Source organism: Helicobacter typhlonius, from assembly GCF_001460635.1.
Taxonomy (GTDB): Bacteria; Campylobacterota; Campylobacteria; order Campylobacterales; family Helicobacteraceae; genus Helicobacter_C; species Helicobacter_C typhlonius.
Genome location: NZ_LN907858.1, coordinates 486,684 through 508,576 on the forward strand (window position 1 = coordinate 486,684; position 21,893 = coordinate 508,576).

The following is a 21,893-nucleotide window of genomic DNA, read 5'->3' on the forward strand; positions in this document are numbered from 1 at the left end:
AAGTAGGTTTTTATTATGTCTTTGTCTCAAATCAAGCAAAAGCTTAAAAGCAATATTAATCTTTCTCCAAACTACGGACATCTTGTAAAAGTAATGCAAAATATGCTTGTAGCCAATGGTGTAAAGCCTTCAGTAGGCGATATAGTGAAAATTTTGCCTTATTCTCGTATTCCCCAAAGTGTGGAGCAAGATTCAGTGCTTGCCGAAAATGATTTTATGGACGATACGCATGATTTGGGTATGGTAATAGGTATCGAGGAAGAGCGATTTTTTATTAGCCCATTTTCTTTTGTGGAGGGACATAAAAGCGGCGATAGAGTGGAGATTCTTAATCACGGCTTGTATATTCCAGTAGGCGAGGAGCTTTTGGGACGCGTGATAAATCCACTCGGCGAACCTATTGATGATAAAGGCAGTCTCAACGCCTCTACCAGCATTGCGCTTATGCGCCCACCTATAAGCGCACTTAAACGAGGATTAATTGATGAAGTCTTTGAAGTGGGCGTAAAATCCATTGATGGAATCCTCACTTGTGGCAAAGGGCAAAAAATGGGTATTTTTGCTGGTTCAGGCGTGGGAAAATCTACTCTTATGGGAATGATTGTGCGTGGCTCAAATGCACCAATCAAAGTCATTGCTCTTATTGGAGAAAGGGGGAGAGAAGTCCCAGAGTTTATACATAAAAATCTCAATGATGATTTAACAAATACTATTCTTGTGGTGGCTACAAGCGATGATTCACCGCTTATGCGTAAATATGGTGCATTTAGTGCAATGGCTATTGCGGAATATTTCAAATCTCTTGGCAATGATGTGCTTTTTATTATGGATTCTGTTACGCGTTTTGCTATGGCGCAAAGAGAAATTGGTTTAGCGCTTGGTGAGCCACCTACAAGCAAAGGTTATCCACCCTCTGTGCTTACCCTTTTGCCCCAATTAATGGAGCGCGCGGGGAAAGAGAATGGTATAGGCTCGATTACTGCATTTTTTACCGTGCTTGTTGAAGGGGACGATTTGAGCGATCCTATCGCCGACCAAAGCCGCTCTATCCTTGATGGACATATCGTTCTTAATCGCGATTTGACCGATATGGGCATTTACCCGCCCATAAATATCCTTAACTCCGCTTCGCGGCTCATCAATGATATTATTAGCTCGGAACATTTAGCGGCTGTGCGCAAGTTTAGGCGGCTATACTCGCTCATTAAAGAAAATGAAATGATTATCCGCATTGGCGCGTATCAAAAAGGCACAGACCCAGAACTTGATGAGGCGATTAATAAACAAAAGCTTATGGAGGTTTTTTTGAAGCAAGATGTTGATGAGAAATGGAGTTTTGAATCTTCACTGCAAGAGTTATCCCGCATTATGAATGATTAGAATCTAGTGTGGATAAAGCCATATCTCTTAACTACACTCGTTACAAAGAAATTCAAAGAAAAAATTTCTATTTGAGATTTAATGCGACAACAAAAAATGTAACTTTTTGGAATCTTGAATTATTGTGTCAAACCTCTATAAGAAACATTGATGCTTTGTTGGATTCTGTGCTAATGCCCCATATTTCCCCTGTTAAAACTATTTTTTACCGCACATATCATCAATTAATCATAAAATGCTAGAATCTACGCGCTTTTTTAAGTAGGTTAAAAGAAATTTTACTTTTTGAATGATTTAACATAATAAGGTTAGGAGTTAAAAGATGAAAAAAGTCTATTTAGACAACAATGCCACAACAATGCTAGACCCGAGTATTAAGCCGCTTATGGAGCCTTATTTTTGCGAAAAGTTTGGGAATCCAAATAGTCTCCATAAATATGGCACGCAAACCCACGCAGCCATTGCAGATGCTATTGAAAAACTCTACAATGGTATTAATGCCGATGATGCTGATGATATTATTATCACTTCTTGCGCGACCGAATCTAACAACTGGGTGATTAAAGGCGTGTATTTTGATGAGATACTTAAAAAAGGCAAGAAACATATTATTACCACAGAGGTGGAACACCCCGCTGTGCGTGCTACTTGCGCGTTTTTGGAGACACTTGGCGTGGAGGTTACCTACCTGCCTATCAATCAGCAAGGCACGATTACTGCCCAGCAGGTGCGTGAAGCCCTAAGAGATGATACAGCACTTGTAAGCATAATGTGGGCGAATAACGAAACCGGGCTGATTTTTCCTATTGAGGAAATAGGCGCACTTTGCAAAGAACGCAATGTGCTTTTCCACACGGATGCGGTACAGGCTATTGGTAAGATTCCCGTTGATGTGCAAAAGGCGCAGGTGGATTTTCTAAGCTTTAGTGCGCATAAGTTTCACGGACCAAAGGGCATTGGTGGATTATATATCCGCAAAGGTGTGGAGCTTACTCCGCTTTTTCACGGAGGAGAGCATATGCGTGGGCGGCGTAGCGGCACACTTAATGTGCCTTATATTGTCGCAATGGGCGAGGCGATGAAACTTGCGACCGACTTTTTAGATTTTGAACTTACGCAAGTAAGACGCTTACGCGATAGGCTTGAAGATTCACTCTTGCAAATCCCCGATGTATTTGTGGTTGGCACAAGAGAAAATCGTGTGCCAAATACGACACTCATTAGTGTAAGAGGCATTGAGGGCGAGGCTATGCTATGGGATTTAAATAAAGCCGGAATTGCCGCTTCCACAGGGAGTGCGTGTGCAAGTGAGGATTTGGAAGCAAATCCCGTAATGGTGGCAATCGGTGCAGATAAAGAACTCGCCCATACAGCGATTAGAATCTCGCTTAGCAGATTCAATACAAGTGAAGAAATTGATTACACAATTAATGTATTCAAGCAAGCTGTTGAAAGACTACGAGCGATTTCTAGCTCATACAATGCATAAAAAACAACAAAAGGAAAGAAAATGGCAAAGAATGACTTAATCGGTGGTGCGTTATGGGACGCATATTCAAATAAAGTAAGTGAAAGAATGGATAATCCTACGCATTTAGGTGTTTTGACACAAAAAGATGCTGATGAGAGAGGAGCAAAACTTATTGTAGCAGATTATGGTGCAGAATCTTGTGGTGATGCGGTGAGATTATATTGGCTCGTGGATAAAGACGATAGAATTATTGATGCGAAATTTAAAAGCTTTGGCTGCGGGACAGCGATTGCAAGTAGCGATATGATGGTGGAGCTTTGTCTTGGCAAAAAGGTGCAAGAAGCTGTCAAAATTACAAATCTTGATGTGGAGCACGCCTTGCGTGATGACCCAGATACTCCCGCAGTGCCCGGGCAAAAAATGCACTGCTCTGTTATGGCGTATGATGTGATTAAAAAAGCAGCAGGAATGTATCTAGGTAAAAATGCAGAAGATTTTGAAGATGAGATTATCGTATGTGAATGCGCAAGAGTAAGTCTTTCTACAATCAAAGAAGTTATTAAGCTTAATGACTTAAAAAGCGTAGAGGAGATTACAAATTATACCAAAGCTGGAGCGTTTTGCAAAAGCTGCGTCAAAGCAGGCGGACACGAAAAGAGAGAGTATTATCTTGAAGATATTTTGCGTGATGTGCGTGCTGAAATGGATAGAGAATCTGTCAAAAATGCGGCGCAAAAAAGTGCAAGTGGGAACTTTAGAGAAATGACAATGGTGCAAAAAGTCAAAGCCATTGACAAAGTAATTGATGAGAATATCCGTCCGATGTTGATGATGGACGGAGGCGATATGGAGATTTTGGATATTAAAGATTCAAGCGATGGCTTTATTGATGTGTATATCCGCTATCTTGGGGCGTGTAGCGGGTGTGCGAGTGGGGCGACAGGCACACTTTATGCCATAGAATCTGTTTTGCAAGGACAGCTTGATTCTCAAATCCGCGTGTTACCGATATAAGAGACATTTTATAAGCATAGTTTTTGTGCCTCTCATATCTTAAAGTTTATTGTAACTAAGCTATCATCAAGCATTTTGACACTAAAAAAGAGGGGGATAGTCAAATGAAAATCTTAGGCTTTGATATAGGCACTACAAGCATTGGTTGGGCGTATGTAGAGGATAATGAGCTTAAAGATTGCAGGTGCAAAAATGATTAAAATACGACTTTCTACATCTAAAAGAGGCAAAGAAATATTTTGCGCAATACAAAAAGATTTTATCAACCAAAGATTCCACAATTTTTAAAGGCTTATTATGGTATTGCAACAAATCTACCCCCTCTACAATCAAGACTACCAAACCCATTTTAAATTTGGACTTGATTATAGAATCTTTAGCAAGAATGCTAAGGTGATAGAGATAAAACATAATAATTGTGTTAATTTGAAATTAGGGGTTTTGTAATGGTGCTGCTTTATATGTGGCTCAAGCAGGGAATATCTGATTTTGATAATTTAGTTTTAGCCATTACTTGGATTTTTTATTTTATCATTATGCCTTTTATTATCAGTATGTTGAATAAAACAGAGTTTTTCAATGCTATATTTTATGCTATGGATTATTACGATTTTATTAGGCACAACTTGTGCGATTTTATATTTTGGGTGGGATTGGCTTTTGTTGCTAAATATTGCAGCCACAGGGATAACAACAATTACTCTAACTTTACTCCCTGTTTTAAACACAGATTCTAAGCATAAAATGAATATTCTAGAATCTCTTTTTGTATTTCTTATATTCTGTATTATATTTGTAGATAATGTAATTGCTAGTCCATTTTTTATTTTATTTTATGGCACTTCATTAATTGGTCTTGGGGGTAGATAATGCAAACTACCATCAAACAATCAGCGCAACAAAACAAATACTACATCATCAATCAAAATTACCAAGACTACCAAAATTACAAGAAAACCTTTAACAAAGGCTTAAACTTTAGAGTTTTTTCTAAGGATAAAACAAATGATAAAATTCATAAAGGATTCTATATTCTAAAAGTGCCTGAAGATAAGGCTACACAAACATATTTTAAGGTGGAAATATGATTTGGTTGATATTAACGCCATCATTTTGGTTTATAATAACTATTCTTGCTTATATAGCTTACACTGTTAAAAATAAGGAATTTTTAGCTTTTACTTTAACTCCTGCTTTTTGGAAAAGTTTTTTCTTGGGATTTTTTGTAGGATTTTTTTTGGGTGGAATTTTGTCTTTTGAGTTACCACTTTTCATACTTTCTATTGTATTTTCTATTGTATTTTCTATACTCAAGGCTATTTTTCGTTCACAAAAAATAGTTATTTTAGACACAAAGAAGAAACATCAACGAATAAATTTTGCTTTTATGTGTGGTATGGGTATTCCATTTGTATCTTCAATTATTTTTTCCTTTCCTATTGCGTTCATTCTTTATTTCCTTGACAATAATAAACATGTATTCTTTTGACTACTATAAAACCTTTAACAAAGGCTTAAACTTTAGAGTCTTCTCAAAAGATAAAACAAATGATAAGATTCATAAAGGATTCTATGTGCTGAAAGTGCCTGAAGATAAGAATACACAAGAATATTTTAAGATGGAGTTGTGAATGCTTACCGCGATAATAATACTACTTTGCATTTTATGTGTATTCCTAATCCTAAAAATTAGAAAATGCTTCTTGAAACTTCTAAAAGATAATGACTTTTTGTATTTTATCAAGAGTAGATGTATTTATTTAAGTTCTTTTATTGGAAGCTTTATGTTTCCCATTATACAAGCTGTGTGGATAATGATAATGATGAATGGAGATAAACAAGGCTATATTATTGCATTATACTTTCATACATTGTTTTCAATCGTTGTTTTCATATTTTTTCTGCTTTATTTTTTGAAAAAAAGACGTTTATTATGTGGATTTACAAAAAAGAGATTAAGATATTTTTTTGTGAATACCCTATTAGTATTTGCCTCATATATTGTTTTGCTCCCCATATTTTGGTTTATTTTTGGTTTATTTTCAGTGTTTTACTACGCTTGGCGTTAGGCTTTAAATGAAAATTAATCAAATCTACCCTCTCTACATACATTGTTTCTTTCAAATCTGGTGTAATGCCTAACTGCAATGTTACTAAAGATATAACACCACCAATCCACATAATTACATTTATTAAATGAAAAGTTTTTAATATTTTCATACCTTTATTGCCTAACTTCATAATCGTAACCTCCACATTTAAAATTCAATTGATTTTAGCGCAAAAGACAGAAAAACGCTCACTTCACCAAAAATTACAATAAAATATATTAAAATTATTTGTAATTTTTGGCACTTCATATCTCAAACTTTCGCCAAAGGAGTTCATATGAGCCAACATCTTAACGATGAAGCAAAGTATAAGATTCTATGTAATGCAAAGACCATAGTCATCGTGGGCTTAAGCCCTAATGAGTATAAGCCAAGCTATGAAGTAGCACAATATCTTATTGAAAATGGCTATAATATTATCCCTATTTATCCACGAGGTGGGGAGATTCTAGGCTGTAAAGTCTATACCTCACTGCCCCAAGCTCTACAATCCCTCGCACACGATAATCAAAAATGCGACATCATCAATATTTTTAGAAAAAGCGAGGCACTGCCTGTAGTGCTAGATGAGGTTTGTGCGCTCAAACATAACAACGCTTATGACACGATTTTTTCGTCTAGTCTTTGTGTATGGGTGCAGCTAGGACTCACAAGCCAAGAAGCGAGGCAAAAGGCGCAAGAATGCAATATTTTATATGAGGAAGATAGCTGTATTAAGCTCGAACATCAAAGGCTTTTTGCGCTTAAATAGTGCTAGATTTAAAAAATATCAAGTGAATTAGTTTAGTTAAGCAGTTGCGAGGATAAAATTCGTGTCGTGTTATAAAATACAACACAAAATCAATAGAATCTAGTAGAACTTGTGCTTTTTTAATGTGCCAAAAGCTAGTGGCAGGTTGCCACAACCCTACCACAAACCACAGACTCTATCGTGTTTTTAGAATTTAAAAGGAGATTCAACAACCTTTTTTCTATCCACGATATAGGGGATAAGTGCCATATGTCTTGCGCGTTTAATCGCCACCTCTACGCGCTCTTGCCAACGTTTTGTATTGCCTGTAAGACGTCTTGGCATAATCTTGTATCGCTCTGATAGAGAATGCTTGAGCATATCTATATCCTTGTAGTCGATAAATTCAAGCTTCGCCTCTGTGTATCGGCAGTATCGTTTTGAGTATTTTTTCTTTTCCATAATTGCTCCTTAGTATGATATGAGAAGATTAGAAAGGTATTTCATCTTCATCGATATTGATTTCAGGGATATTTTGCGTGTAGTTTCCTGCTGCCGCATTACCACCGCCATAATTCCCACCATTGTTATAGCCACCACTATTATAACTAGTGCCATAATTTTGTGCCTGATTGTTGTTGCCATATGAAGCATTGCCACCATATTCACCCTGCGTGAAGTTTGCGCTATCTCCTGTTGGTTTGCTATCAAGCATTTGCATAGTTTCTGCTGTAATGGTGTGTTTGCTCCTTTTCGCACCGCTTTGGTCGCTCCAAGTTTCATAAGTCAAACGCCCTTCAATAAGCACCTTACTGCCTTTACGCAAATATTGATTTGCTATTTCAGCACTCCTGCCAAAAAGCTTCACATCGACAAAGCATACTTCCTCGCCTTGAGAGCCGTCTTGCTTTTTGAATCTGCGATTACTTGCTAAACCGATAGTCGCTAGAGCACTTCCACTAGGCAAATATCTTAGTTCCACATCACGCGTGAGATTTCCTAGCATAATTACCTTATTATACATTTGGCGTCCTTTGCTAGATTATTGAGAATCCTCTTGTGTGGCTTGTGCCGAGACTTCCTCTTTTGCAGCTTTTTGAGCTTTTGGCTTGTCTGTCTTACCATTTGCCTTATTGACGAGGCTTTGCCACGCTTTTTGTTCTTTTTTATTTTCGTATTTAATGACGATAAAGCGCAAAACATTTTCATTGATGCGATAATTGCGCTCAATCTCCTTAATCAACTGCGGTTGTGCTTTGAAATAAATCACATAGTAATATCCGCGCTTATTCTTTTTGATTTCATAAGCGAGGTTACGCATACCCATATCAAGGCAAGTTTCAATCTCGCCACCATTTTTGCTAATCACATCTTTAAAAAATGTAATCTGTGTCTTTATCTCTTCTTCTACAAGCGTAGGCTTCAAGATAAACATCGTTTCGTAGAATTTCATTTAAGCTCCTTTTGGTGTAACCGCCCTTTCTCGCGCTGCAAGACAGCATAGAAAGAGCAAGGTGTGAGGGCGGATTCTATCTTATCATTTCTTGAATTTTGATTAAAGTATTCATAGATTGCCTTTGCTTACCTTTGCTTACCTCATATCGCCACGATGAGAGAAGCTCAAAAATCGCGATATATTCTATTTCCCTAAGGCGAATGCAATAACGTGTCAAGCGTGTAGCAGTGTCCAGAGGTGGCGGATATCCTAGAATCTCCTTTGCGTTTGGAGTGCCCTTAATACGAATAAAGGCATAAAACAAAAAGAGCTGATAAAAAAATCTTTGAATCTCACTAATCATTGCTATTTCATTAATGCCCTCATCATAAATACTTTGCAGGATTTCTATAAAAGGTTTTTTATCCATAATCGCATAGCACAGCTCACTTACGCTAAAACTCGCTATGCCATCACAGAGCAGATTCACATCATTTGGTTCAAGCGGTTTGTCTTTATAGACAATAAATTTTTCTAATTCACTAAGCGCAAGGGCAATATCGCTATTTTGCAAAAGTAGGATTTGGTTTAGAATCTTATCATTTGCTTTTAATCCCAGCTCTTTGCTCCTTTGACGCATAAACTCCATACACTCGCCAATAGTTGGCTCAAAAAATCGCACTTCTACAAGGCTATCTTTAGGAATCTTTGGGTGTTTGAAATGCCCCGCACATACCTTGCAATCTCTTGCATAATCGGTTTGAGATTTATTTGGGGCTTGGTAATACTCTATGATGAGCGCATTTTGGGTATTGTGGCAAAGAGATTCGAGAAACAGCCCCACATCAGCCTTGTTGAGTTTATGATTAATTTTTAGCACTACAAGTGAGCTAGAGCCAAAAAGTGAGCCTTGTGAAAGCAAAGCATTGATATTATTTGTATTATATTCATCAAAGTAAAAAGTTATCTTTTCCTCACTTTTTAAACAATGAGCAATTTTTCTACTATAATAGCCCACTAAAAAGCTATTACCATATAAAAAACTCACGCGTGGAGCGGATTGTTTTAAGAGCGTATCAAGTTTATCTTTATACATTTATGTCCTTTAAGTTTTTAGAATCTGTGCGGTGTGGTAGATTTTCGCGGTAGATTCTGTGAGTTTTAAACCTTAACTTAGCTTGAGATTCTAGCATATTTCACGCCTTTATATTACCCTCGCATAAATGCTTCCTTTTGCTAAATCCACATCTACAATTTCAATATTCACTCTGCTAAATCGTTTCAAGGAACAATCAAGCGTGATTTTAGCCTGTGGGAGCTTTTCTAGCGCAATGCAGTGAGATAGCTCATCAATCACAATGCCTTGGGTAATAATGCGCCCCTTTGCCAAAAGCTCCTCGCACAAACGGCACATTTTGAGCATAAAAAATTTATGCTCGATGTGTGTGAAATGCTTTTCTTGTGCATTTAGCATAGTGCTTATGATCTCTAAATCGCGTGTGAGGAAATCTATATTTTTTTGCTTATGCAATATAGCCTTTAAGATTCTATGCACGATAATATCGCTATATCGGCGAATGGGCGAGGTAAAATGCGTATAGCATTCAAAACCCAAACCAAAATGTCCAATATTATGCGTATTATAGGTGGCTTTTGATAGAGACTTAATAAGCAGTGAATCAAGCGTCTCTCGTAAAGATTCATCACATTCTGCTTGTAGAGTGGAAATAATCTCGTGAAGCTGTTTTGTCGGCGGGAGTGTGAATCCTAAATCCTCTAACTCGCACAAAAGTGCCTTAGTGCGTTTTGGCTGTGGGTGGATTCTAAAAAGTGCCTTAGGTGCGTTAGATTCTAACATCTTTGCACTCTCTTTGTTGGCTAAAAGCATTGATTCTTCAATGATACTATGGGCGAGTGTGTGCTTCAATACGCGCACATCGCGCACTTGCCCCATATCATCAAGCTCAAGGGTAATATCTTTTGTGTGAAATTCATAGCCCTTTTGTAGTCTTTGTGCCTTGAGCTTTTGCGCATAGGGCATATATGCAAGAAGCCATTTTTGAATCTCCTTTGGTAAGGCTGATTTTTGCTTTGTCTTGCGTGATGTGCGAGCGGTGGTGGAGAGTGCGGATTCTAAAGAATGTTGAGAATCTGCGTAGGATTGTGTAAAAATATTATTTTCGTGCAAAAATACCTCTACACATCCATAGCTGACATTTGCTTTAGCACTGATGAGTGCCTCAAAAAGGTTAGATTCACATATTTGCGCGTTTTTGTCGAGCTTTATTTGCCACACCATTGCAAGGCGGAGACAATCTTGCTTTAACGAGCAAATTCCACTGCTTAAGTCAAAAGGCAGCATAGGTAGCACTTTATGCGGGAAATAGAGGCTAAATCCTCGCTCCCGAGCCTCTTTGTCTAGACTGCTTTCTATGCTAACATACTCACTCACATCGGCGATTGCAACATAGAGTGTGCGAGTCTTGCCATCAAAATAAATCGCATCATCGTGGTCGCGTGCATTCTCTGGGTCTATCACACAAAAAGGCAAATGGCTTAGATTCACACGATGTGGATACATATTCGCGCATACTTCATCGCCAAAAGCCCCAGCAGTTTGCAAAGATTCTGCACTAAAATTTGTGCTTTTTGCGGTATCTAGCGCGATATACTCGTCAATTCTCGCATCATTGAGGACGCCAAAAACCTCCACAATATCGCCGCTTGCTTTTTCTACTTTTACTACACATTGAGGTGGCAGGGCGCGGAGGGATTTTTGAGAGACTTTGAGCGGGATACAAGCTTGTGTATGAAGCTCATAGGCTTGTATCTTGCCTCCCTTTTCCGTAAGTGTGGCTATGGCAAAGGGTTTCGCACGATAGAGGACACTAATAAATCGCGCCTTGCCTTTTTTTGTGATTTTAGCAAGGACAATATCATTTTTTGCAAGAGCTAGGGGTGGTTGAATATCCTTTTTCTTTTTCACACCTTTTTTTGCCCTGCTTATGCGTTTATTTTGCTCTATGAGGAAATCTTCGCTATGCGTGTTGTTGAGGCTTTTGAGGAAGTATCGATGGGTTGGAGAAACATCAATAACACCTATGAGTAGATTGGGTTTTAAGGAGATAATGTTGTCACGCTCTTCTAGTATGCCAAGCTCTCTACAATGCTCTAGTGCGCTCGTAAAGGATTTTGGAATACGACAAAGGCGCGTGGAATTTGCAATAAGTGCGTAAAAATAAATCATCTTAGATGTGAATCTTATATCGCCATAATTTTAGAATCTCACTTAGTCGCTTTGGTGCAAAGCCTAGCTGTTCGCAGCTCACATTGAAACAAAAGGAATGTTCGCACTGGCGCGAGTGGATATGCCCGTGAATATTGAGAGAACAATCAGCGAGTTTAAAAAGTCTATCGAGTATGTCGCGAGATTCACTAAAGCGGTCGTTTGTCTTGCGATTAAACACCGGAAAATGCGAAAACATAATGCGCTCACCAGCAATGTCTTGCACGATAGCATTTACATATATATCATCTTTAAGTCTTGCTTTGCCAAATTCGCTTTGAAGTGTGTATAAAACCCGATCTTTTTGTGCGATATTGAGCCTCAAGCCCTTTTGTACATACCAACTCTTAAAGTCCTTAAGTTTTTGAAATGTTTTAATGTCGTTATTACCTATAACGAGCGTTTTTGTGCCTTTTAGGTCTTTGAGATAGGGTAGTCCTCCATCAAAATACAAATCTCCCAAATGGAGCACATTATCCTTTTTGCCCACCGCCTTATTCCATAAATCCCTATGCAGCGCATAAAAATCATCATATTTACAAGCCTTTGCATATTGCAAACGCGATGGTTCGCGTTTTAGCACAGCTTTATGTCCAAAATGACTATCGGAGATGAGAAAAATATCCTCTGTAATATTAAAATTCATATTTTACCTCTCATTTGTGTTTTCAAGCGGAGATAGGAGATGTCTAGCGACATAGCCACTGATTTCGCGTGTGCCATTGTCGCTATGAAAGATATAGTGAATCTTAGCCCATTTTTTGTCTGCGCTTAAATCAACAATACGCATTTGCCGACCAAGCGGGGCTTTCGCTACTACTGCACCTGTCATTGATGGGGCATTGCGCACGAGTGCAATACTTACCTTTACTTTTGCATTCGGGGTTTGTTTTATCTCATTGCTAGATTCTGTAAGTTTAGCATCTTGCGAGGTTACATTTTTAGAATCTATAGGTTTTGAATCTTTGATGTGTTTTGCGCTTGATAGGGCGACTTCTTGCGTTTTAGATGTTGTAGTTTGTGGCTCTGTCTGTGTGAGTGCGCTCGTAATGATATAACCCTCTTTATTGTGTATGCTATGATATGTAAATGAAACCTTACTCCACTTGCCGCCCTCTATAAGATTCACACGCGTCCCTTGTGGGAGCTTGACAATGATTTGTGCGTTTGTATTGCCTTGTGTGCGCACATTTACGCCTTTTTCGCTTTTGACAAAATATATAGAATCCTGCGCGTTTTTGCTTAAAGATTCTTTACTCACAATTTCTTTGGTGTTGTCTTTGGTGGCAATGCTTTGCGTGGTTTCTTTGCTTGTGATTTTATGCTCTGGCTTGTTTAGATACTCTTTGGCTGTGCTTTGGGCTTTGGTATCTCGTGTGATTGTGTTTTGTGCTATAACTTGAGAGACTTTTACAGAATCCTTTTGAGTGGTCGCGGGGGTGTAGTGTATGGCGACAAAGGTGGGCTGTGCTTTGGGTTTTGGTGTATCAAAAGAAAATGTAATCATACCGCTAAAGGCTTCCCCGCGATAAAATTCTGCGCGAAAGGTTTTTGCGGTGGTATCAAGGCTGTATTTAGGAAGCAAGTCTTTTTTATAGATTTTCACATTGCTTTCATTGGGCGCATTGCTGCTTTGGTTTGGTAGGACGAAGCCAATCACATTTACGCGATAATCTCCTAAAGATTCAAATTCTATGTTTTCATTCTCATCAAGGTAGATAAGCGATCCTATGGGGACTACGCGCCTTTCCCCGTTGATTTTTATACCAATTTCTTTAAGACTACTATCAAAGCTACGATACTCTGGTATCAAAGTGCTAAGTGTGTGTGAGCCGTGTTTGAGGGCAACTTGAGTTTGCGCTTGATTGAGTGAAAGTAAGCCAAGCAAATGGCTCTCACTCTGTAAATTAATATGTTTGAGTGAGGTGTTTTTTGGGAGTGGAAAATAGGTGATGTGTGGGCGCAAAGATTCTAATGGCAGGGTGATGAGATTATTAATTTGCGCCTCCAAACCTTTGGGCGAGACAAGCGGTTTTATAGAATCTACATCAAGCGTAAAGTCGCGCATAAAGCTAATGCCTAGCTGCCCTAGCAAAGATTCGATAGAATGCAGATGATAATACACGCGTGTGGGTAAATCAAGCTCTTTGCTCGCCTCATTTGTAAGGGCAGGTTTGCCAAGTGAGAGGGAATAGAAAGTGAGGGCTTTGAGTTGTTCTGTATCGTTTTTTGCCTCTGTGTGCGTATTATGTAGGTGGTAGCGATGAATGGGAGCTAAAATATGCTCGTTAATATCTGCTACCATTTGAGACACATAGGATTTCAGATTCCCATATTTTGCGCCCTCTAGTGTTGCTTGGTCGATTACGGAGCAATTCCCCCAACGCAAGGGATTAAGCAAGGAACTAATATAAGTAGGACGCCAATACCCGCTCCCATCGTGCAAATGCAAGGAAATATCGATTTCTGGGCTATGGAGTAGCTCCTTAATTTTTTGTATATTTTTATAATCAGGGTCAGTTGGAGCGAGTGCGGCAAACTTGCGATTCATATCACCATACAAACCACGCACATTTGCAAACATACTATGAGGATTAACAACAGGCACAACCCACACACTACCCTTTGTGATTTTGTAATGACGCATAAAAACATCGGTGGCATAATATGCACCCGGCTCATTGCCGTGAATTCCACCCATTAAAAGCAGGGTAGGGGCTCTTTTGTCGCCTTCATTGATCTTATAGAGTGCAAAATCACGCACGAGATTTTCTGCGTGGAGCGCAGCACAAAAGAAACAAAAGACAATGATGATATTTTTAAGAAAAATGCGCATCATGCTCCCTTAGCTTTCTCTAGCTTTTGATTTCTTTCTTCTTCCATTTCTTTATATAGCAAGGCACAGGCTTTAGCAAGCTCGCGTATTTGCAAAATATAATCTTGTCTTTGTGCGACAGAGATAACGCCTCTTGCGTCAAGGACATTAAAGCTATGACTTGCAAACATCGTATAATCATACGCAACAAGCGGGATTCTCGCTTGTAGGCAGTTTTGTGCTTCCTTTGCATATTGATTAAAGAGTGAAAAAAGCATTTGTGTATCGGCAATTTCAAAATGATATTTAGAAAACTCATATTCACCTTGTAAATGTACATCAGCATATGACATAGGTGCAGCATTTTCAAAGTCATTCCACCTTATATCAAAGATGTTTTCTACTCCTTGAATATACATTGCTAATCGTTCCACACCATAGGTAATTTCTACCGCCACAGGTGAGCAGGGTATCCCACCTACTTGTTGAAAATATGTGAATTGCGTTACTTCCATACCATCAAGCCATACTTCCCAGCCAAGCCCCCACGCGCCTAGTGTTGGGGATTCCCAATTATCCTCTACAAAGCGCACATCGTGAGCGCGTAAATCTAATCCCAAGGATTCAAGACTCTGCAAATATAGCTCCTGAATCTTATCCGGGCTTGGCTTGATAAGCACTTGAAATTGATAATAACTTCCTAAGCGATTTGGATTCTCTCCGTAGCGTCCGTCTGTGGGGCGGCGTGAGGGCGCGACATAGGCTACACTCCACGGCTTAGAATCTAAGCTCCTTAATAAAGTTGCCGGGTGAAATGTCCCCGCTCCTGCGGGAATATCATAGGGTTGCACGATGAGGCAACCTTGATTTTTCCAAAATTCTTGTAGCTTTAATAAAATATTTGAAAAGCTTAGCATACTACTCCTTTGTTGTGCGATTGTGGATAAACATCATTCTGCCTTTTTCCACATCGCAGTATTGCGCCACCACATCGCATTTGACTTTAAAAAGCAAGAAAAGACGTTCATCTTTTTGGGTATTGAGACATTCAAAATTCCCCATTCCCTTTGCTAAAATTACATCGGCATTATCATAAATACCCCGTGTTTGCGCGTTTGCTCCCGCATAGACAAAGCCCGGGCTTCTTACGCCACTATCAAGCAAAGTGCAATATTTTTGTATGTTTTGTGCTAAAGGGTGAGCTAAATCTGTAATAGTCAAGTCATTGATAATAGGTTCTCCGCGCGTGGCATAGAAAATCTGTAAATGTGGATAAATGCTTTTAAGTGATTGAAGTAGCACCTCATCAAAGAGATTTTCCCCCGCATTATCAGCGATATAAAGGAGAGTTTGCGCGCTATTGAGCCTAGAGATAAACAGCTCTAAATCAAAACGCGCAAAATTAATAGTATGAAAGCTAAAGTCGCCTTGCGCGAAATCAAAGCTATGCTGTGAGCCATAATCAATCACATTGCCTAAAATCGCCACGCGCACCGCCCAATTAAGTCTTTTAAAAATAGAATCTGCGCTGAAGTTTGTGGTAGATTCTGTGGGAGATTCTAAGGTGAAGCTTTCACACGCAGATTTGACAATACAATTTGCTTTCTGTTGGGATTCTAAATTCTGTTTAGAATCTACATCTTTACCTATCTCTAAAATCGGCGCAGGATAGGTGCTAAGGAGGCTTTGCACGATTTTAGTAGCTTGAGCTATACTCTCTTTTTTTATCTCTGCAAATGGGTCGCTTAAATGTGTGCTATGTCGAAAGGATTCATACACATCAATAGCGATTTGAGGTGGCATAAGCCCTCGCCCCTTAGCATTTTCAAGCACACTATCTATGTTTTGTCGAATAGTTTTGCTATCCATTTGCAACATAGCGCAGAGATTATCTACTTGGGATTGCAAACAGCTAAAACACGCATTAGTCGCTATCATTTTGTCTCGGTCATATTAGCGACTTTACCCCACATTAGGCGATATTTTCGCTTCATAAATTCTATTTCCTCACGCGCTTTTTCAAGTTCTAAACGTAGGGTTTCCATTGTTTTTTTATCATCATCATAGACTTCTTGCATAGAAATAAGCGCATCCTTGAGGAAGCTATTTTCATTTTTAAAAGCACTTATGGTTTCATCTTTTGCCGAGATGACTTTATCGTGTAGCCCTAAAATCGTAGAGATTGTTTTTTCAACAAAAACAGGGTCTAGCTCCTTGCCACTCATATCAGCAGAGACGAGATTAGATTCTACTTTTTTCACGAGCGCACCCACGCCAGAAGTCGCATCGACAAAGGTTTTTTCTCCGTCTTTTTTGCTTTTGATGCTTCCTTCGCTAATGAGTTCCGTGATTTTGGCTTCATCTAAGCCAGAGAGTTTTACAAACTCTTCTAACTCAACCCAAGTCGTTGCATTCTCCATTAGCCCCTCCTCACCTCAATTTCAGCAGAATCTAACTCGACTTTTTTTGCTTTCATCACGCGGTCTTCTATAAGTTTTCCCGCAAGCTCATCATTTTTAAGGCTTAAGATTTGCATAGCTAAATGCGCTGCGTTTATCGCTCCGGCTTTACCAATACTTACCGTTGCTACAGGCATAGAGCTAGGCATTTGCACGGTGGATAAAAGTGCATCAAGCCCATCAAGCGCACCACCACTTAAGGGCACACCTATAACAGGTTTGCAAGTTTGTGAGGCAATCGCTCCTGCTAAATGTGCTGCCATACCCGCTGCCCCAATAAAAACTTGCGCCCCGCGAGATTGTGCGTCTTTGATGTAGGATTTTGTGCGCTCGGGTGAGCGATGAGCTGAACTAATGATGACTTCATAGGCGACATCAAATTTTTTAAAAACCTCTATGCACTCACTCATTACATTCCAATCGCTTTTGCTTCCCATAATGACACTTACAAAATCCATCTTTGCTCCTTAGATAATATAGCCTAGCTTAAATCGTTGATTCTATCATATTTGTTTTAAATTTTCAGTTTTTATCTCTAAGCCACTGCATAATGCAAGATTCTATCTCTGTGGGAGAAATCACATCATTTTGCACTTCCTCCTTATCAAAAAGTAAGCCAATTTGTGGAGGGATACTCACTTGTGTATGCCCACAAATACCCTCCAATGCTTCTTTATCATTTTTGCATATTCCTTGCACGATATGAGCCTTAGCTAGAGCTTCCCACACACTCGGGGCAAATTTACTCCATTCTGCTGTGGAGAGAAAAATGGTTTTAGTAATAGCACCTTCTTCTTGTAGTTTTTTTGCTCCATAATATGCTATTGCGCTATGTGGGTCAAGCACAAAGCCTTTTTTGAATCCTTGCGCTATACTTTGAAGACATTGTGTATCATCACAAAATAAGGCGAGGAAATCCTCTTGCAAAAGGGCTAATTCATCTTTATTAAGCGCGTAAGTTCCTGTTGTATTGAGTGATTGCATACATTCTTTTGTGCGTTTTGCCCCAAAGAGTGTATATAGCACACGCTCGACATTTGAGCTTTTGAGAATATCCATAGCAGGAGATTTGGATTTGAGGAGAGTGCGTTGAGAAATGTCATACACGCCTGTATTGATAAAATCACTTAAGATATTATTGACATTTGATGCAACGACAAGTTTATCTATGGGCAAACCCATTTTTTTTGCAAAAAATGCTCCCAAAATATTGCCAAAATTACCGCTTGGCACGACAATGGAGATTTTTTCACCAAGTGTGAGTTTGTTATTTTTTAAAAGACTCATATACGCCCAAAAATGATAAACGATTTGAAAAACAATGCGTCCTATATTGACAGAATTTGCCGCAGAAAGAGCAATGTTTTGCTTATGGAGAGATTCTATAAAATGTGTGTTGTTTAGTAGGGATTTGAGTGCATTTTGTGCGTCATCAAAATCCCCATAAATGCCTATCACTTTACAATTACTTGCTTCTTGTGTTGTCATTTGTAGTCTTTGCACATCGCTTGTGCCACCACTTGGGTAAAGACAAACAGCCTTGATAAAGGGCTTATTGGCAAAGCTTTGTAAGGTTGCAGGTCCTGTATCACCGCTTGTGGCGGCAAGAATCATATAAGTTTGCTCTTTTTGTGCGGCAAAGTGCGAAAGCAATGCCCCAAAAGGTTGTAATGCCATATCTTTAAATGCGCGAGTAGGACCAGAGTAGAGATTAAGCATAAAGAGATTTTCATCAAAGCTCATAATTGGGGCAGGATTATTTGGATTATCAAAGCTTTTATAGCATTGTAATATATCTTTTAAAAGCACCTCATCAAGCCCCAAATTAAGAGTTTTAAAAAGCTTGATACACAGCTCTTCATAGCTTAAACTACCTAGAGAGTTGATATCTTGTGTGCTAAGTTCTGGCAGAGTATCAAAAGTGTAGAGTCCTCCCTGTGGTGCGGAGGGATTGAGAATAGCATCTTTGAAATTTTTTGCAAGAGCGGGGTTAGAATCTCTTGTGGAGATAAAAGTGCGGATATTCATAGTATTCCTTGTGAGTGGATTATTACGCAAATTTGCAAGTATTCTACCATACTCAATTAATAACACGGCTAAAAGAAATAAGAAGCAAACTAGGGAGTGTGAGATTCCCTAGCAGAATATTTCTAAGAGATAGAGTTCGACAAAATCTTAGAAAGTGTAGTTGTATCCAATTTGCACGATATAAGTGCGAAGTGTAGCTGTCCCATTTGCCATAGGTAGCATCATAGGATTAGTATCTGATTCGTAATCATAGGCTACTAATGGAATCTTTGCTCCAAGGAGGATTTGACTTGCATCATTGAAGTTATAGGTAAGCCCTACATTTAAAGGCACAGCAAGTCCGCCTTTAGCACCAGCTGAAATACTCATCATTGCTGTTTTCCAAGTAGGGTCATATTGTTGATAGCCTACACCGATACCGATATACGCGCCAAAAGAGCGAGTAAAATTCAACCAATAATCTACATTTGCAGTGATAAGATGTTGATTAATATCAGCATCTACATTGCCAATTGGTGTAGAATTATCTTTAGAGCCTTTGCTTTGATTGTAGTTATAGCTGATATAGTATTTTAAACCATAATTTTCGCTCAAAGCTTGTTTATAGCCTACATCTAGCCCTACTGCCCAACCAAAGCCACTTGTAGGGAAGTTATCTTTTAATCCTGTGAATCCTGTATATGAGGGCGTAGTAATAGGCACACCTGCATTTACCCCGACAAACAAACCGTTACTTTGTGCATTTGCCGCTACGCAGAGGAGACCCGCTAATACTATTGAGATTTTTTTCATATCTTATCCTTTCATATCCTTAAAATTTGCCCCATCAAATTTGAGACAATGGATTTTCTATTGTATTCCAACGACAAAAAAAAAAAAATAAACTTTTCCATTTCCTATAAGAAATATGAAGCTTGTTACATAAAGTGCCAAGTTACGATAATTTTGCTGTATTTGAATCCTAAAATTTTATGCTTTATCTCATTAATTAGTCTATGCTGTATCCTCGTGCTTGAAGCCATTCTGTGCTTTTTGCCCTTACATTTTTATCAAGAGCGCAAATAGATTCTAAACTTCGCAGAGTGCTGAAATCAGTGTCTGCAAAAGATTCTATCATCGCAAGGACAAGCGCACTAATTTCGCCAAAAGGTATGTGCCTAGATAAGAAATGTGCCACGGCGACTTCATTGCTTGCATTAAGCACTACACCTTTTTGCGGTGTGTGTAAAAGTGTATCTTTTAGAGTCCACAAAGGATAGCGCGTAGATTCAATAGGCTTAAAGCTAAGAGAGAGCGAGTAGGGCGAGAGAGGCGAGATAAAACCCTGCTCCATTGCAAGGGCAGGATTTATCGCATAGGCAATAGGGAGTTTCATATCTGGGTGGCTGATGTGCGCGGTTGTGCTGCCGTCTTTGAACTCGATGAGTGCGTGAATGCTTGAGCTAGATTCAATAAGCGCGTCTATATGTGAGGTATCAAAGAGCCACCGCGCTTCGAGCAATTCAAAGAGTTTGTTTGCCATTGTCGCTGAATCTATGGTGATTTTCTGCCCCATTTGCCAATTTGGGTGCTTGAGGGCTTCTTGTGGTGTGGCGAGTGGAATCTTATCAAGCGGATAATCCCTAAACGCCCCACCACTCGCTGTAATATAGAGTTTATGTAAAGGGCGATTGCCGAGCAAATACCATAGCCCAAAATGTTCGCTATCAATGGGCGTGATATGCGAATCTTGCAAGAGCCAACCAGCATTGACAAGGCTTTCTTTGTTTGCGAGGGCGCATTTTTTGCCACATTGTAGAATCTTAAAGCTAGGGGCAAGTCCAACAAAACCCACGAGTGCGTTGATGACAAGCATAGATTGGGAGGATTCTATCATTTCTAAAATTCCGCTATTACCACAAAAGAAGCGGTAATTCCCGGAGATGAGTTTATGCGAATCTGCTTTATCCGCGATACACACATTTTTGGGCTTATGGGCGGCTATTTGCTGATTGAGGAGTGCAATATTTTTTCCCGCACTTAAGGATTCTATGGGAATACCAAAGCGTGTAGCGACTTCAAGGGCGTTTGTGCCAATGCTCCCTGTGCTGCCAAGTATAACCACGAAAAAGCTCTAAAGCATAATATCAAGGTTATTGTATCCGGGCAAAAAGAAAAGTAAAAAGTGCATAACAACCGCACCAAAAAGTATGGCGTCAAATCTATCAAGCACACCGCCGTGCCCGGGTAGCAAAGTGCCACTATCTTTTACATCTGCTTCGCGCTTGAGGTAGCTTTCAAATAAATCGCCAAACACGGAGCTAATCGCCACGACAATGGTAATAATGAGTGAGTAAAAAAAGCCCCCACAAGGACCTATGCCCACAAGTGAGCCAACTATCACGCCACAAGCCACACCGCATATCACACCTTCGATTGTTTTCTTTGGACTGGTGGGGCAAAAGGGTGTTTTGCCAAAGGCTTTTCCCCCAAAATACGCACCTGTATCGGTAAAAGCAACGATAACAATAAGCCATATAAGCACCCATATCCCCGCACCCCCGGCGTCTTTATACAGGGCGTAAATGCTTAAAAATGGCAAGAGTGGATAAAGAAATGGAAGTAGGGTTTTGGGACTAATTTTTTTGCTGTAAGCAAGATAGGAGGCGTAAGCAACCAAAATAAAAAGAGCAGATTCTATCACGCGGTCATTAAAGTAGGCACATACCCACGCCAATGTGGTAGCAATGTAGTAGTGTAGGGCGGATTGTAAGCCATAGAGTTTGAGGGATTCTTGTATGCCAACAAGGCAAAATGCGCACAGAACTACGCAAATAAGCAGCGGAGAATTAATGCTTAGCACAATAGTAAGTGCGGCGATAAGCACAATAGCGGTGATAAAACGCGACTTGTCAGCACTAAAACGCGCGGCTATGTTGCTTGTGATGCTTTGTGATGTGCTCACTTCCTCTATCACTTCGTAATCTTTAATGTTGTGCGCCGATGTAGTATTAGAGTGGCTATCGCTAGAGATATGACTTGCATCTTTTTGCTTAGAATCTACAGATTTCTTAGTATTTTTGCGCGATGTGCGCTTTGAATCTGTATTTTCTATACTTGCTTTATCTTTGGTATTTTTGCTAGGATTTTTCATTTTTATCCTTTATATTTGTGTAGCGTTGATG

Annotated in this window: 24 protein-coding genes; 8 read left to right on the forward strand and 16 right to left on the reverse strand. The window is 39.4% G+C overall.

The features are described 5' to 3' along the window. Window positions 1–15 precede the first annotated feature (15 nt). The 7 genes from fliI (at window position 16) to BN2458_RS02450 (ending at window position 5,354) form a co-directional block, all read left to right on the forward strand. A complete protein-coding gene (gene fliI / locus BN2458_RS02425) occupies window positions 16–1,380 on the forward strand; it encodes a flagellar protein export ATPase FliI (RefSeq protein WP_034327995.1) in 1,365 nt (454 codons plus the stop codon). Window positions 1,381–1,702: 322 nt separating this feature from the next. Then, window positions 1,703–2,869 carry a NifS family cysteine desulfurase gene (locus BN2458_RS02430; RefSeq protein ID WP_034327996.1) on the forward strand — a complete coding sequence of 389 codons (1,167 nt, stop codon included), beginning with the start codon at window positions 1,703–1,705 and terminating at the stop codon, window positions 2,867–2,869. A 21-nt stretch (window positions 2,870–2,890) separates the two neighbouring features. Further along, window positions 2,891–3,865, forward strand: a complete 975-nt coding sequence (locus BN2458_RS02435) for an iron-sulfur cluster assembly scaffold protein NifU (RefSeq protein WP_034327998.1) — start codon at window positions 2,891–2,893, stop codon at window positions 3,863–3,865. 297 nt (window positions 3,866–4,162) lie between these two features. Continuing rightward, window positions 4,163–4,312 (forward strand): hypothetical protein, encoded by a 150-nt coding sequence (locus BN2458_RS09840; RefSeq protein WP_156407273.1) that lies wholly within the window; start codon window positions 4,163–4,165, stop codon window positions 4,310–4,312. Window positions 4,313–4,444: 132 nt separating this feature from the next. Continuing rightward, window positions 4,445–4,735, forward strand: a complete 291-nt coding sequence (locus tag BN2458_RS02440; RefSeq protein ID WP_231944829.1) for a hypothetical protein — start codon at window positions 4,445–4,447, stop codon at window positions 4,733–4,735. After that, complete coding sequence (locus tag BN2458_RS02445; RefSeq protein WP_034342906.1) at window positions 4,735–4,953, forward strand: hypothetical protein; 219 nt, start codon at window positions 4,735–4,737, stop codon at window positions 4,951–4,953. Before BN2458_RS02440 ends, BN2458_RS02445 begins: the two co-directional genes overlap by 1 nt. Then, window positions 4,950–5,354, forward strand: a complete 405-nt coding sequence (locus BN2458_RS02450) for a hypothetical protein (protein WP_034342908.1) — start codon at window positions 4,950–4,952, stop codon at window positions 5,352–5,354. The genes BN2458_RS02445 and BN2458_RS02450 overlap by 4 nt, the downstream gene beginning before the upstream one ends. Before the next feature lie 536 nt (window positions 5,355–5,890). Here BN2458_RS02450 and BN2458_RS09845 read toward each other — a convergent pair. Then, entirely contained in the window at window positions 5,891–6,106 is a 216-nt protein-coding gene (locus BN2458_RS09845; RefSeq protein WP_034342910.1) for a hypothetical protein, read from the reverse strand. 147 nt (window positions 6,107–6,253) lie between these two features. On the opposite strand from BN2458_RS09845, the gene BN2458_RS02460 reads away from it, so the two are divergent. Then, window positions 6,254–6,727, forward strand: coding sequence for a CoA-binding protein (locus BN2458_RS02460; protein WP_034328004.1), 474 nt, complete (start codon window positions 6,254–6,256; stop codon window positions 6,725–6,727). Between the two features lie 186 nt (window positions 6,728–6,913). Here BN2458_RS02460 and rpsR read toward each other — a convergent pair whose 3' ends face one another. The 15 genes from rpsR to BN2458_RS02535 form a co-directional block, all read right to left on the reverse strand. Then, window positions 6,914–7,168: a 30S ribosomal protein S18 gene (gene rpsR, locus BN2458_RS02465; RefSeq protein ID WP_034328005.1), complete on the reverse strand. Its 255-nt coding sequence runs from the start codon at window positions 7,166–7,168 to the stop codon at window positions 6,914–6,916. A 28-nt stretch (window positions 7,169–7,196) separates the two neighbouring features. Next, window positions 7,197–7,730 (reverse strand): single-stranded DNA-binding protein, encoded by a 534-nt coding sequence (locus tag BN2458_RS02470; protein WP_034328007.1) that lies wholly within the window; start codon window positions 7,728–7,730, stop codon window positions 7,197–7,199. A gap of 18 nt (window positions 7,731–7,748) precedes the next feature. Further along, window positions 7,749–8,159: a 30S ribosomal protein S6 gene (gene rpsF, locus BN2458_RS02475; RefSeq protein WP_034328009.1), complete on the reverse strand. Its 411-nt coding sequence runs from the start codon at window positions 8,157–8,159 to the stop codon at window positions 7,749–7,751. Window positions 8,160–8,235: 76 nt separating this feature from the next. Next, window positions 8,236–9,237: a DNA polymerase III subunit delta gene (gene holA / locus BN2458_RS02480; protein ID WP_034342913.1), complete on the reverse strand. Its 1,002-nt coding sequence runs from the start codon at window positions 9,235–9,237 to the stop codon at window positions 8,236–8,238. 108 nt (window positions 9,238–9,345) lie between these two features. After that, on the reverse strand, window positions 9,346–11,388 hold the full coding sequence (locus BN2458_RS02485) for an RNB domain-containing ribonuclease (protein ID WP_034343102.1): 2,043 nt from the start codon (window positions 11,386–11,388) through the stop codon (window positions 9,346–9,348). A 1-nt stretch (window position 11,389) separates the two neighbouring features. Beyond that, on the reverse strand, window positions 11,390–12,073 hold the full coding sequence (locus BN2458_RS02490) for a metallophosphoesterase (RefSeq protein ID WP_034328209.1): 684 nt from the start codon (window positions 12,071–12,073) through the stop codon (window positions 11,390–11,392). Window positions 12,074–12,076: 3 nt separating this feature from the next. After that, a complete protein-coding gene (locus tag BN2458_RS02495; protein WP_034342915.1) occupies window positions 12,077–14,263 on the reverse strand; it encodes a M99 family carboxypeptidase catalytic domain-containing protein in 2,187 nt (728 codons plus the stop codon). Then, window positions 14,263–15,159 (reverse strand): glycine--tRNA ligase subunit alpha, encoded by an 897-nt coding sequence (gene glyQ / locus BN2458_RS02500; protein ID WP_034328205.1) that lies wholly within the window; start codon window positions 15,157–15,159, stop codon window positions 14,263–14,265. The genes BN2458_RS02495 and glyQ overlap by 1 nt, the downstream gene beginning before the upstream one ends. A gap of 1 nt (window position 15,160) precedes the next feature. Beyond that, window positions 15,161–16,180: a damage-control phosphatase ARMT1 family protein gene (locus tag BN2458_RS02505; protein ID WP_034328204.1), complete on the reverse strand. Its 1,020-nt coding sequence runs from the start codon at window positions 16,178–16,180 to the stop codon at window positions 15,161–15,163. Continuing rightward, the gene (locus tag BN2458_RS02510; protein WP_034328203.1) at window positions 16,177–16,662 is read right to left on the reverse strand and encodes a DUF3972 domain-containing protein; all 486 of its coding nucleotides are present in this window, start codon (window positions 16,660–16,662) and stop codon (window positions 16,177–16,179) included. The genes BN2458_RS02505 and BN2458_RS02510 overlap by 4 nt, the downstream gene beginning before the upstream one ends. Then, window positions 16,662–17,159, reverse strand: a complete 498-nt coding sequence (gene purE, locus BN2458_RS02515) for a 5-(carboxyamino)imidazole ribonucleotide mutase (RefSeq protein ID WP_034328201.1) — start codon at window positions 17,157–17,159, stop codon at window positions 16,662–16,664. The genes BN2458_RS02510 and purE overlap by 1 nt, the downstream gene beginning before the upstream one ends. A 64-nt stretch (window positions 17,160–17,223) precedes the next feature. Beyond that, on the reverse strand, window positions 17,224–18,729 hold the full coding sequence (gene thrC, locus BN2458_RS02520; RefSeq protein WP_034342917.1) for a threonine synthase: 1,506 nt from the start codon (window positions 18,727–18,729) through the stop codon (window positions 17,224–17,226). Window positions 18,730–18,876: 147 nt separating this feature from the next. Then, window positions 18,877–19,521 (reverse strand): outer membrane beta-barrel protein, encoded by a 645-nt coding sequence (locus BN2458_RS02525; RefSeq protein ID WP_034342919.1) that lies wholly within the window; start codon window positions 19,519–19,521, stop codon window positions 18,877–18,879. Window positions 19,522–19,717: 196 nt separating this feature from the next. Then, a complete protein-coding gene (gene dxr / locus BN2458_RS02530; protein WP_034342171.1) occupies window positions 19,718–20,833 on the reverse strand; it encodes a 1-deoxy-D-xylulose-5-phosphate reductoisomerase in 1,116 nt (371 codons plus the stop codon). 9 nt (window positions 20,834–20,842) lie between these two features. After that, window positions 20,843–21,862, reverse strand: a complete 1,020-nt coding sequence (locus tag BN2458_RS02535; RefSeq protein ID WP_034342172.1) for a phosphatidate cytidylyltransferase — start codon at window positions 21,860–21,862, stop codon at window positions 20,843–20,845. Window positions 21,863–21,893 lie beyond the last annotated feature (31 nt).

Excerpts from the sequence above, each read along its gene's own strand:
- fliI (WP_034327995.1), top strand. The coding sequence starts at position 16 with ATGTCTTTGTCTCAAATCAAGCAAAAGCTTAAAAGCAATATTAATCTT.
- BN2458_RS02430 (WP_034327996.1), top strand. The coding sequence starts at position 1,703 with ATGAAAAAAGTCTATTTAGACAACAATGCCACAACAATGCTAGACCCG.
- BN2458_RS02435 (WP_034327998.1), top strand. The coding sequence starts at position 2,891 with ATGGCAAAGAATGACTTAATCGGTGGTGCGTTATGGGACGCATATTCA.
- BN2458_RS09840 (WP_156407273.1), top strand. The coding sequence starts at position 4,163 with ATGGTATTGCAACAAATCTACCCCCTCTACAATCAAGACTACCAAACC.
- BN2458_RS02440 (WP_231944829.1), top strand. The coding sequence starts at position 4,445 with ATGCTATATTTTATGCTATGGATTATTACGATTTTATTAGGCACAACT.
- BN2458_RS02445 (WP_034342906.1), top strand. The coding sequence starts at position 4,735 with ATGCAAACTACCATCAAACAATCAGCGCAACAAAACAAATACTACATC.
- BN2458_RS02450 (WP_034342908.1), top strand. The coding sequence starts at position 4,950 with ATGATTTGGTTGATATTAACGCCATCATTTTGGTTTATAATAACTATT.
- BN2458_RS09845 (WP_034342910.1), bottom strand. The coding sequence starts at position 6,106 with ATGAAGTTAGGCAATAAAGGTATGAAAATATTAAAAACTTTTCATTTA.
- BN2458_RS02460 (WP_034328004.1), top strand. The coding sequence starts at position 6,254 with ATGAGCCAACATCTTAACGATGAAGCAAAGTATAAGATTCTATGTAAT.
- rpsR (WP_034328005.1), bottom strand. The coding sequence starts at position 7,168 with ATGGAAAAGAAAAAATACTCAAAACGATACTGCCGATACACAGAGGCG.
- BN2458_RS02470 (WP_034328007.1), bottom strand. The coding sequence starts at position 7,730 with ATGTATAATAAGGTAATTATGCTAGGAAATCTCACGCGTGATGTGGAA.
- rpsF (WP_034328009.1), bottom strand. The coding sequence starts at position 8,159 with ATGAAATTCTACGAAACGATGTTTATCTTGAAGCCTACGCTTGTAGAA.
- holA (WP_034342913.1), bottom strand. The coding sequence starts at position 9,237 with ATGTATAAAGATAAACTTGATACGCTCTTAAAACAATCCGCTCCACGC.
- BN2458_RS02485 (WP_034343102.1), bottom strand. The coding sequence starts at position 11,388 with ATGATTTATTTTTACGCACTTATTGCAAATTCCACGCGCCTTTGTCGT.
- BN2458_RS02490 (WP_034328209.1), bottom strand. The coding sequence starts at position 12,073 with ATGAATTTTAATATTACAGAGGATATTTTTCTCATCTCCGATAGTCAT.
- BN2458_RS02495 (WP_034342915.1), bottom strand. The coding sequence starts at position 14,263 with ATGCGCATTTTTCTTAAAAATATCATCATTGTCTTTTGTTTCTTTTGT.
- glyQ (WP_034328205.1), bottom strand. The coding sequence starts at position 15,159 with ATGCTAAGCTTTTCAAATATTTTATTAAAGCTACAAGAATTTTGGAAA.
- BN2458_RS02505 (WP_034328204.1), bottom strand. The coding sequence starts at position 16,180 with ATGATAGCGACTAATGCGTGTTTTAGCTGTTTGCAATCCCAAGTAGAT.
- BN2458_RS02510 (WP_034328203.1), bottom strand. The coding sequence starts at position 16,662 with ATGGAGAATGCAACGACTTGGGTTGAGTTAGAAGAGTTTGTAAAACTC.
- purE (WP_034328201.1), bottom strand. The coding sequence starts at position 17,159 with ATGGATTTTGTAAGTGTCATTATGGGAAGCAAAAGCGATTGGAATGTA.
- thrC (WP_034342917.1), bottom strand. The coding sequence starts at position 18,729 with ATGAATATCCGCACTTTTATCTCCACAAGAGATTCTAACCCCGCTCTT.
- BN2458_RS02525 (WP_034342919.1), bottom strand. The coding sequence starts at position 19,521 with ATGAAAAAAATCTCAATAGTATTAGCGGGTCTCCTCTGCGTAGCGGCA.
- BN2458_RS02535 (WP_034342172.1), bottom strand. The coding sequence starts at position 21,862 with ATGAAAAATCCTAGCAAAAATACCAAAGATAAAGCAAGTATAGAAAAT.